11 protein-coding genes and 1 pseudogene are annotated in these 10,274 nt (G+C 36.5%); 5 read left to right on the top strand and 7 right to left on the bottom strand.

Annotated features, from left to right (window positions below; all coding sequences use genetic code 11):
• Positions 1-76, top strand: a pseudogene (locus C8D76_RS05295) (IS1595 family transposase); the annotation flags it as partial.
• A 44-nt stretch (positions 77-120) separates the two neighbouring features.
• Here the strand turns inward: C8D76_RS05295 and C8D76_RS05290 are convergent.
• Both C8D76_RS05290 and C8D76_RS05285 read right to left on the bottom strand, forming a co-directional pair.
• Positions 121-561 carry a DNA repair protein gene (locus tag C8D76_RS05290; RefSeq protein WP_116631746.1) on the bottom strand — a complete coding sequence of 147 codons (441 nt, stop codon included), beginning with the start codon at positions 559-561 and terminating at the stop codon, positions 121-123.
• The gene (locus C8D76_RS05285; protein WP_116631745.1) at positions 561-1,598 is read right to left on the bottom strand and encodes an IS1595 family transposase; all 1,038 of its coding nucleotides are present in this window, start codon (positions 1,596-1,598) and stop codon (positions 561-563) included. Before C8D76_RS05285 ends, C8D76_RS05290 begins: the two co-directional genes overlap by 1 nt.
• A gap of 118 nt (positions 1,599-1,716) precedes the next feature.
• Between C8D76_RS05285 and C8D76_RS05280 the strand changes: the two genes are divergently transcribed.
• Together C8D76_RS05280 and C8D76_RS05275 are read left to right on the top strand one after the other, a co-directional pair.
• Positions 1,717-2,043 carry a helix-turn-helix domain-containing protein gene (locus tag C8D76_RS05280; protein WP_116631744.1) on the top strand — a complete coding sequence of 109 codons (327 nt, stop codon included), beginning with the start codon at positions 1,717-1,719 and terminating at the stop codon, positions 2,041-2,043.
• A gap of 283 nt (positions 2,044-2,326) precedes the next feature.
• Positions 2,327-3,205, top strand: coding sequence for a DNA adenine methylase (locus C8D76_RS05275; RefSeq protein WP_116631743.1), 879 nt, complete (start codon positions 2,327-2,329; stop codon positions 3,203-3,205).
• A 44-nt stretch (positions 3,206-3,249) separates the two neighbouring features.
• Here the strand turns inward: C8D76_RS05275 and C8D76_RS05270 are convergent, their stop codons facing one another.
• Positions 3,250-4,095 carry a type II restriction endonuclease gene (locus C8D76_RS05270; RefSeq protein ID WP_116631742.1) on the bottom strand — a complete coding sequence of 282 codons (846 nt, stop codon included), beginning with the start codon at positions 4,093-4,095 and terminating at the stop codon, positions 3,250-3,252.
• 647 nt (positions 4,096-4,742) lie between these two features.
• Here C8D76_RS05270 and C8D76_RS05265 point away from each other — a divergent pair.
• The gene (locus C8D76_RS05265) at positions 4,743-5,801 is read left to right on the top strand and encodes an IS1595 family transposase (RefSeq protein ID WP_116631741.1); all 1,059 of its coding nucleotides are present in this window, start codon (positions 4,743-4,745) and stop codon (positions 5,799-5,801) included.
• A gap of 36 nt (positions 5,802-5,837) precedes the next feature.
• Positions 5,838-6,206, top strand: a complete 369-nt coding sequence (locus C8D76_RS05260) for a hypothetical protein (RefSeq protein WP_243405821.1) — start codon at positions 5,838-5,840, stop codon at positions 6,204-6,206.
• A 1,234-nt stretch (positions 6,207-7,440) separates the two neighbouring features.
• Here C8D76_RS05260 and C8D76_RS05255 read toward each other — a convergent pair.
• The 4 genes from C8D76_RS05255 to C8D76_RS05240 are packed head-to-tail and all read right to left on the bottom strand — an operon-like array spanning position 7,441 to position 10,245.
• Complete coding sequence (locus C8D76_RS05255; protein WP_133241334.1) at positions 7,441-9,294, bottom strand: DUF5906 domain-containing protein; 1,854 nt, start codon at positions 9,292-9,294, stop codon at positions 7,441-7,443.
• A complete protein-coding gene (locus C8D76_RS05250) occupies positions 9,275-9,520 on the bottom strand; it encodes a hypothetical protein (protein WP_116631739.1) in 246 nt (81 codons plus the stop codon). The genes C8D76_RS05255 and C8D76_RS05250 overlap by 20 nt, the downstream gene beginning before the upstream one ends.
• A 1-nt stretch (position 9,521) precedes the next feature.
• Complete coding sequence (locus C8D76_RS05245) at positions 9,522-9,707, bottom strand: hypothetical protein (RefSeq protein ID WP_116631738.1); 186 nt, start codon at positions 9,705-9,707, stop codon at positions 9,522-9,524.
• Positions 9,700-10,245, bottom strand: coding sequence for an ash family protein (locus C8D76_RS05240; RefSeq protein ID WP_116631737.1), 546 nt, complete (start codon positions 10,243-10,245; stop codon positions 9,700-9,702). The genes C8D76_RS05245 and C8D76_RS05240 overlap by 8 nt, the downstream gene beginning before the upstream one ends.
• Positions 10,246-10,274: the final 29 nt, after the last annotated feature.

Here is a 10,274-nt window from a genome sequence, read left to right as displayed (position 1 = left end):
GGAATGTGAATTTCGGTTTAACTTTGGAACACCCAAAATGCAGCTAAAAACATTGCGAAAATGGTGTGAAATTTAGGGCTAATCTACGTCAGCCCCAAAATCAAATAGTACATAATATGACTATTGTTGTTTCAATTGCCAACGAATATTGACTACATTATATTCAATCCGTTCAACAATGCCTTTATTTAACCAATGGCGTAATGCCCCACGCATTGATACAGTATGTTGAGCGGTTATCGGTTTACCAGCCTGCCCGTCTTTGATTAACACTAAAGTAATCAGTTCATTCACGGTAAAGCTACGGTTTGGCTCTTGCTTCAATACCTCAATAAGCATTTTTCGCAACTTGCCTTTGAAGAGGCGCTTATATAGCTTATAGGTAAAATTAGCTGTATTGTATTCATTAACAGAATGGCGATGTTGTAATACCTCAAGGGCATGCTCAAGTTTTTGTAATTTATCATCCACAAGGGCTAAATGTTTTACTACTTGCTCTCGCTCACGCTGTAATAAGCGAATTTTGTTTTCTATTTGATTAATACAGACTAATTTTGCCATTATTGCCAGACAACCTCTTGATGAATAATTTTCCGTTGCCAGTACCCACACCATTCATTATTTTTATTCGTCGTATGCAAGCATTTACCCAAGATGTCATTAAACTGCCAACCATTTGATTTTCGTCGGTTATCTTCACGGTAAGCTATTTCATTCGCATAATTGAGTAAATAGGTATTACTCATTTTATGCGTTTGGCCGTAATACATTCGTTTAAAACGGCTAAAGAAACTTTCTGCTTGATTATTGGTTACACCTAAATCACTGCGATACATTTCTTTATGATTTACTGTTTGTAAATGGTAGTGTGGCAACAATACTTCATAAGCATGACTTTCATCGGTATTAATACGACTATTGGCTTTAACAAAACGCGTGGCAAAAGCGTGAATAATGGGTTGAGATTCGGTTTTTGCTACCATGACTAATGACCGTTTTGCTCCGCAATGTAGTACGTTTTCTTGCTTTGCATCGACTGCATAATGTTCTCTAGCCACAATAATACAACGCTTATCAGGGTTTTGATTTTTAGCTAAACGGTAATCCAAGCGGTCACTTTTCTTATTTGCTTTGCGTGGTGCTGGATGAACGTAAGTGCCATCCATATCAACTTCCCCTGATAAAGGTTGTAAATCTCGTGTTTCTAATAAAGCTTTACGGATTTTATGAGATAATACAAATGCAGTTCGATAATTTACGTCAGCATCACGAGAAAGTTGTAGTGATGAAATGCCTTTAGCAGCATTTACAAACTTAGCTATAATATAAAGGTAAGTTTGTAATGATCTTTTGCGATTAGCGAAAATTGAACCAGAGGTTATGCTAAACGTATGATCGCAATATTTGCATCGCCATTGCTTTCGAGTAGAGATGAAATAGGCTTTATGAGCTATACCGCATTTAGGACAAACAACATTTTCCTTGCTTCCCCAACGTAACGGGCAAAGTAAATCGAACGCGTCGTCATCAGATAGTCGAGCTATCTTGATGGGGGAAAGCGTTCGGGCTTTGCTAGTTAAAAGGAAGTGTTGAGCCATTACTATATGAGTCTTGTCGTAACTATTTGAGAGAATACACCTAAAGATGTATAATCAATTCATAAAACCAAGGTAGATATACACAAATAAAAACAATTTGTCAATATTGGATACACACATGAATACAAGCGAAAGACTAAAACAAGTAATGGAAGCCAAGTCTTTTAATCTAAAAACCTTCTCTGAACAAACTGATATTCCTTATAGAACTTTGCAAAACTACATTTTGAGTGGGCGAGAGCCTAGTGCGGAAGCATTAATGAAACTACATACCCAGTTAAGCATTAACTTAAATTGGTTATTGAGTGGGGAAGGCAAAATGTTCCACGATACCTTGAACACCGAGCTTACAGAGAAAGAGCAAGATTTAATCAATCGCTATCGTAAAATGTCAAGTGATACGCAGATTGCTTTTGATGTGACTTTCAAAAATTTGACCAAGTAGATGTCACCTGTGGTACTTTGGGCGTGATCTTTATGATACAGGTAGGTGTTAGAAGTAATTGGGAGTGATTAGATTGGTTTATCTACCATATTTTTATTTTCTTAGAATGAGCTACACCAAGCATTTGTCATGCTATACTAAAATATAAGCCAATTCATTATGAATTAAGTAAAAGAACAAAATAAATTACTTAAATTTTTTATTTGGATCAACTATTAAAAGCTCTAATATTGAGCTTAAGCTAATCTAGTACAACATCTAAACCAATTAAAAGTTAAAAATAATGCTATTACCAAAAATCACAGATAACGTAAAAATCCCACCAATAAAAATCCAAGGTATCAAAACCAAGCTGACTCCTTTTATCTTAAAATCTATCTCATGGGATGGCAATGGTGTATATTTTGAACCCTTTGTAGGATCTGGCGTTGTCGGTTTTAATATTAACCCACAAAGAGCAGTTTTTAGCGATACAAATCCACACCTGATACAGTTTTATAATGACCTACAATCAAAAAAGATTAATTCTACAATTGTGAGGGAGTTTTTGGAGGAGGAAGGAAGTAAACTTGCCAGTAGCCCAGCAGATAAAAATTCTTATTACTACACTGTACGGGACAGATTTAATAAATCACCAAACTCTCTAGACCTTTTATTTTTACAGCGTTCTAACTTTAATGGTATGATGCGCTTTAATTCTAGTGGTTATTACAATGTGCCATTTGGTAGAAAGCCTCACCGATTCCAAAAGGCATTGATTACCAAAATCACAAATCAGGTAAAATGGCTCGAAGAAGCAATGGACGGAAAAGATTGGCGCTTTGAGTGTATGACTTTTGAGGATGCTTTTAAGCTTGTAAAAGAAGGGGATTTTGTTTACCTAGACCCACCCTACATTGGACGGCATGATGGTTACTACGATGCTTGGAGCCTAGAATTAGCTGATCAACTCGCTGAGCTTACTCAAACAAGCGGTGCAGGCTACGCTTTTAGTATGTGGTTAGAAAACCAATATAGAAGTAATCTACATATGCAAAAATGGAACGATGGAGTGCTTCTCACAATAGAACATTTCTACTATGTTGGTGCTAGTGAGAAAAATCGGAACAAGATTACGGAAGCATTGATTGTAAGCAAAGAAAACCACAATAAAGTCACATAAACAAGTAGGGGGGCGAGCGTCCCCCACATTTTATTTAGATATACTCATATATCAAATTTCCACCCATTATTCTCCATGGATTTATAAGATTTTAAATACTCTTGATATTTAACCGATAACTGATCTGCCCTTCTATTATCTTTTTTGCGAACCCATTCTATATAGCCTTCTATATTTGTGTACAATGAATCTTTAATTTCCTCTTTATCTTTATATTTGGGGTAATTGACCCAGTACTCATGAAACACTTCATATCCTAAATAGCTAAATGGTCCTACTCCATAAATAAAAGGATATAAACTACTAGAGGAAATTGTTCCAATGTTGTCCGTATTTCCACTACCTTTGCTTTCACCACAAATTCGAAATTTTTCTTGAATGAAAAATTTCACGTTCTTATAAGCAGGAATAATAGAGTCTAAATTTTCTAGATTGCTTGCACCAATTGTTGGATGCTTCTCTCGCTCATATACAATACCTAATATATAATGAGCGTCATAGTCGCTGTAATTCCCGTGTATATTTTTGGTTCCATTTCTCATAAAACTTGTAAAACTACCACCTGTAAAACCAAATTTTGTACTATTAGATCTCCTGTATGTTGTTTTTACATCAATAGCTATTTTTTTACCATTGGGCTTCTTAAAATAAAAATCTGGGTAAACCGTTTGTTTTTCTGATTCACCTAATACGTAACCAAGCTGCTTAGCTGCATTTGCCAATGGCTCGGTAACTAAAACTTCGAATAAACGTCCAATTATCTTAGAATCATTCCCAAACGTATATATATTTCTGTCTGGGCTTATGAATCCTGATAATATCCAATCCTCCTGTCTTGATGGTAAATATTTATAAATGGTTTCAATAATTATATCGGTGTAAGGTGCCATAATCGTCTTTCGTTATACCCACATTTGGGATGATACTATGCTGGATTAATTTCATATTATACAAAAATATAAAGTCAATCTAGTCTTTTTATCCTAATACAATTTTTTCTATTTTACGCAATAACCATTTCATTGACTTCACTATCACTTTCTCTTACATTTAATTCGTTTTGAATCAAATTTCTATATGCCTAGCGTTTGGCTTTAGCACCTTGTACACACAAAGAGTACTTATGGTGCAGCACTATCTGCTCTCTAGCAAATCTTCCGTTTAAGTGAAGATGAAACCTTTCAACTTCTAAAGCAAACCGTTAGGGAAATCATGGTAGAATTATAAAATAACACGTTTAAATTATAGAATAAGTCATTTAGGATAATCACATCAACAATGTTTGAAATATCACCAATCAAACACATCCAAAAAAAATTTCCCTTGATAGAACTCAAGTCTTTCTTTCACTGGATAGATTCAAAAATACCGAAATTTTCAAAAAACACTTAACAAAAGAAAGCGCTTGACAAGCCACCTATAAAATAATACTTTTTTTGCCCACGGATAATAGTCCCTTTATTACAGTTTTTGATTGTTTTTAAGCCTAAAAAGGCTTGGAAAATTGAGAGTTGTAATAAAGGGACTTTTGTTTTTTATGGCACAGCATTTCCTGTTATCTGCAAAAGCCCGCCGCTTGTCACTGACGCAAGTGGCTGGACTTACTGATACTGAAATACTGGCTCTACTCAAAAAGGCCCGATGGGGAACAGAAGAAGAGCAAGTTTGCTCTCGTTGTGGTATTCGTCATTTTGCCTACTTCATTAAAACTCGACAACAATGGCAATGTAAGCATTGTCACACTCGCTTTTCAATTACGACAGGTACCATTTTCCAATCCCATAAATTATCACTAAGGCAAATTCTTATTGCCCTATATCTATTTACTACAGAGAGTAAAGGATTATCTGCTGTTTCGCTTTCACATAAGCTCAATGTGCAATATAAAACAGCTTGGATTCTTCTGCATAAATTCAGAGAGTCACTTAATCTCACTAAAGATTTAACCGCACTTTCGGGCGAAGTTCATATAGATGGTTGTTATGTGAATTACTATCTTCGCCCGAAGAACTTCCAACATAAACGTATTGATAGACGAGCAAAACGCAATCAACGCAAAGACAAGTCTTGTGTAATGGTATTCCGCCAACGTGCAGCTAATCAGAATAGGATTCAAGGTGCGGATAGAAGTATTGTAGCGGTTCTTAAGGAAGAAAATACCCAAGATATTCTAGCCCTAACACATAAATTGGTGAAGCCGAATAGCACAATTTGTGCTGATGAAAATCCAGCTTATGATAGCCTTGCTTTGCATTATCAATTAGAACGGGTAAATCACTCACAAGAATACTGCTCAATAGACGGTATTACCAACAACCTTGCCGAATCGTTTTTTGCTCGGTTACGAAGAATGATTACAGGAATACACCACCGAATGAGTAACCGCTATCTTATTCACTATGCAAATGAAATCGCTTGGCGAGAAGATGAACGCCGTAAAAGTATTCAAGAGAAATTCAATGAATTACTCAATAAATGCCTAAGTTGTCCGCCATCACGCCATTTCGTCGGTTATTGGCAAGGTAATAAAAGACCGCCCGTTTCCTTTGGGGTATCAAGTTTAAGTGACAATCAACAATACCATATAGCAGCTTAATAGAAAGAGAGAGATATATTTATTATGAAATCTATCATGTCTATTGATATACACAGTATTTATTTTGATGATGAAATAGGCAATATTCACGATACCGTACAAGATGATACGGTTTGGTTAGCATTAGAAAATGAAGAAGGGTTGTCTTGGGATGACGTTATGGAGCAACAAGAAGAATCCGATGTTATTCTACCATCACCCTATTATGAGTTCTTACAATCAGAAGAGAATGAACCTTTTCCTGAATTCAGTTCAGCTTATGCTTGTTTTCAAGCACAACAGAAAATCTCACAAATAGATGCTTTAATGGAAACTTTTGAAAAACCGATTATAGCTAGTGAAATGAATGAATACTGGATTGACGGCTATACTATCACTCAAAAAATTATAACAAACATACATTAAAGCGAATAAATACGAGGACTTCTTTTTACATTATTAGAAATATGAGCAAAGCTATTATCAATAACAAAATAGTGTAAGCCATTTATTGTTAAATGATATAATGAAACACCCTAGACTAGCAAAACCAGTCTAAGGTATTAATTTTTTTAGTACTTTTCAGTTTTGTGCAACTGCTACATAATACCGCAAAAAAGCTACTATAACTACAAAAAAGCTACTATAACTACAAAAAAGCTACTATAACTACAAAATTGAGCCAATAAACAGCAAATTTCTATAATTTTTGCATATAAAAACTGTAATAGCGATAAAGCGGAGTTCCATAAGCGGTATTTGAGAATTTTTATCTAAACTTTTTACCCACCCTTTTCCTTGTTTGTATGATGTGTAGTGGGGGTGGGAAAATCGCTATAGGTTTTGCTTATGAAAACCGCCCAAGGAACTCAATTTTTACAATCGCGAAATTAGAAATCTGAAATACAGCAAACTTACATGGGGTTGTTTTTTAAAATTACTCAGCTAATTTTTCAGCTTAGTAACTCATCGTTTTAAAGTAAAGCTAAATTTTGGGTAAGAAGATGATGATGACTAGAACCCCGAAAATTAGGCGAAAACCGCGCTGCCGCAACCCCGTGGAAAGCCATACCCCTTTGGGAGTACCTTTTATTTTCAAATGCTAGGTTTTGACTGGTTCTATCTCAGGTTTTATCAGGTTCTAAATGTCTACATTTGACTACTGAAACTAAGTTTTATGAAGTTTTAACTGTTGCGTTATCGAAACAACTAAAATCAACATCCACCACCAACACTATTATTAATTTGAGATTTCTCAAAAAACACAGCTATTTTTTTATAAAATTTTCGTCTACAAGTCTACAAAATCGCCGTCAAGCCTTATAGCAAAAGGCTTTAAACCCTGTAGAGATAGGCCTACAGAGTAGTGAACTTTCATTAAATTTGTAGGAATAACCGTTTTTCTGACTAAAAAACAATCAAAAATGATATTGAATGTGAGCTGTTTCGATAACAAAACAGTTGCTTTCTGATTTTGGCTGATTTGGATTTTGCAAAATGTTGACATTTGTTGACACAAAAACTTGATCTAAACTTGATCTCAATCGCCGTTGCAATTTGTTCAACTATGGGCATATGACCACGGTTCAAATAGAGCGTTACAGCGCGAGCAATGAAAAAGCCGTGCAATTTAAACACGGCATAGATTAGAAATATTAGGCTAGCCGATCCATTCGTTGATAATGTCATCATTAGCCAGTCTTACATTTGCGCGCAAATAGCCGTTACTGTTGCTATATTGCACCCCTTGCAGTTTTCCTTGTGCGTCTGTGGGGTTGCCTAACTTCTCATTCATCGCGCTTTTAAACGCATCTTTAAACGCATTGAGTGGCAATATATCTTTTTGTTTCAAGTTTTGATAATCGCAAAATGCCATATAGGCTTTATATAACTTTTGTTTGCACTCGTTGGGCGCTGTTGAGCCTGTCGCACTCCCGACTTTCATCCCGTATGAAATCTTATCCGTAAGCTCAAAATGCTGAGCAAATTCAAATAGGTGATTTCCACGCATTTTTATATCAAGGCTTTTAGTATTATTGCGATAAGTCTCTAATATCTTTCTTGCATCGTTTGAATCTGGAAACAAATCAAGTAGTTTTCGCGTTATGCCTAGCACTTCCCTTTTTACTTTATCAACAAAAAGAACATCCTTTTTAGCTAGTGGGATAATCCGATCAAAAGGAATGATTACGCGTCTGCGCACAATATCACCGTTTCTATCGATAAACATCAAGGGGTGGTTTGTGCTCATCATAAAAACCGCATTGAGTTTTATATCTTCCGCATCTCTATAGAGAATTTTCACTTGTTGCACATCTCCGCCAGTGAGCTTTTTCAATTCAACCGCGTTTCCTTTAAATTGCGCTTGATCGGGGCTATAGACGAGTGTTTTTCCTATTGCCTTAGCTCGCCCATTGGCATTATTTTCAAGCGTTTCTATATCAATAAAAGCTGTATTTGCTGAGCCATTTAATAGCGTGGCAATGTGTCCCATAACAGACTTGCCACCACCGCCAACGCCTGAACATTCCAAAAATAGCGCCCATTGATGACGGTTAGTTAATATCATGTAAAGACCCGCCAAAATAGCCTGTGATTTATCCGTATCGCCATTTGAAACGAACGCAAGCCAATCATCAAATAAAGGTGTTTCCCCTGTTAAATCAAGCTCTATCGGCTCAATTTCACGCAAATTTAAATCTGCCGTTAATGGTAAGAGTTCCCCCGTCACTTTGTTGATTGCGCCATTAATAAAGCCATTGAATAAATTGTTAGCTGGTGGAAGTTCAGCAAGGCGAACAAAAAGCAGTGAAACCAATTTATTGAGCTTGTCTGACCCGTAATTTTGCTCATATTCATCAAGAAACTGCGCAAATTTCCGCTTTAACTCAAATTCACTAATAGGTTTCCATATGATACCGTTATAAATATGCGCTCTCTGTGTGCTAACTTCGACTTTTAACGGCTGTTTAAACCATTGCTTAAATTTCTCCACTAATTCTTTCCCAGTGGGATTATCACTCAAAACAGAGCTTTTATTGACCGCACTTTGAATTAACTCGCGCGTATCTTCGTCATTGCGTAATCGTTGAATATATTCGCTAAGGTTTTCAATTAAGCAAAGTTCAGTGCTAACGAGAGAAACCACACTAGACGCGGTTGTTGTCGCAAGATTTAAGCACAATGCGCTAATTTGTTCATTACTCAACTCACCGCACTGAATAAATTTCACCGCGGTTTGCTCTTTGTCTGCTATGCGATACGATGCAATTTTAGCAAGCTCTTTATTGCCTAAAATAACGGGGGTTTGATCGTATGGATGAATAGACTTTTCATCATTAGTGATGAACGGACTTACATTTAAACCGTCCACCAGCAACCGCCATGCAATACTTTCACCCTTGCCCCATGTTTCCCAAGCACGAGAGCCAACCAGTACAAGCAAATCAGAATAATGCTGTTTATTCCACTGTTCTTTTAAATATGGTGCGTTTTTAGTGAGTTTTGTCATCATTGCCCCCTAGCTTTGTTTTTATAAATTCCACACGTTCAGCTAGGGAATTAATATGATAATAAAGTACCGTATTAATACCCTTTAGGGTTTCTTCTAACTCGCTAATATCAAATTTATTCAAGTCAGAATAATGTGCTAGGGCGTGGATGATGGTCGCTGGTTGATGAAGATTTTCAATACCACTTTCTAACTCCCCTAATTGAAGTTCTAAATCAGATTTATTCATTTTACACCTCCCCAAAATGCTCTAAACCTTGATCCATTAATATCAACGCACCGCGCAAAGCTGCCTGCATATCAGTAACGTTGATTTCTTTTTCATTTGCATTGGCCGCCATTAAAATAATGGTGTAGGCTTCCCATAAACGGGATTGTGCTTGCAAATAATGTTGGACTTGTGTAGTTCTAGTCATTGCACACCTCCCTCAACACAACAAAGAAAGGGGCAATTTTGGCGCGTGCTTGTGCTAACGTGTCAGCATTAATGCGCACGGTGTATTTTGGAAAGGCTGAGTAGTGTTTTGCTGTATTGCGTAAATCTGAACGGTTTACGGCTTTGAATAGGTAGATCATGGCTGATAACTCCATTAGTAAATTTGAAGAAGTTACCACGCTGAAGTTTCCAGGCTTAGGGCGGTAACGTGTAACGGGCTGGAAAACTGCGACTAATGGAACACAGCAAAGGGCGAAACCTTTCCCGCTACACGCTACCATTGAGAGAAATGCCACAATGCGAATCTGCATTCTGTTTTCTTTAGGTGTGCGTGTGCTACGAATAAAAAAACACGCTTTGGGCGTGCTATTCGCCATTAGTAAATAATTCGAGTTTCCAGGCTCGGTAGTCGATTTTGCGACTACGCTACAAGAATAGATTGCTTTTGATGTTTTTTCAATGAAATCATCATGAAAAATATTTAAGAGAGTGCTATACTCTGCATTAGTTAATTTCATATTTAAATCCTTTCAAGCCGTTCATTTGA

The sequence above is a fragment of the Alitibacter langaaensis DSM 22999 genome (assembly GCF_003096995.1).
GTDB classification, from domain to species: domain Bacteria; phylum Pseudomonadota; class Gammaproteobacteria; order Enterobacterales; family Pasteurellaceae; genus Exercitatus; species Exercitatus langaaensis.
The sequence above is the reverse complement of the archived record's forward strand: the minus strand, read 5'-3'. Positions and strand labels throughout refer to the sequence as shown.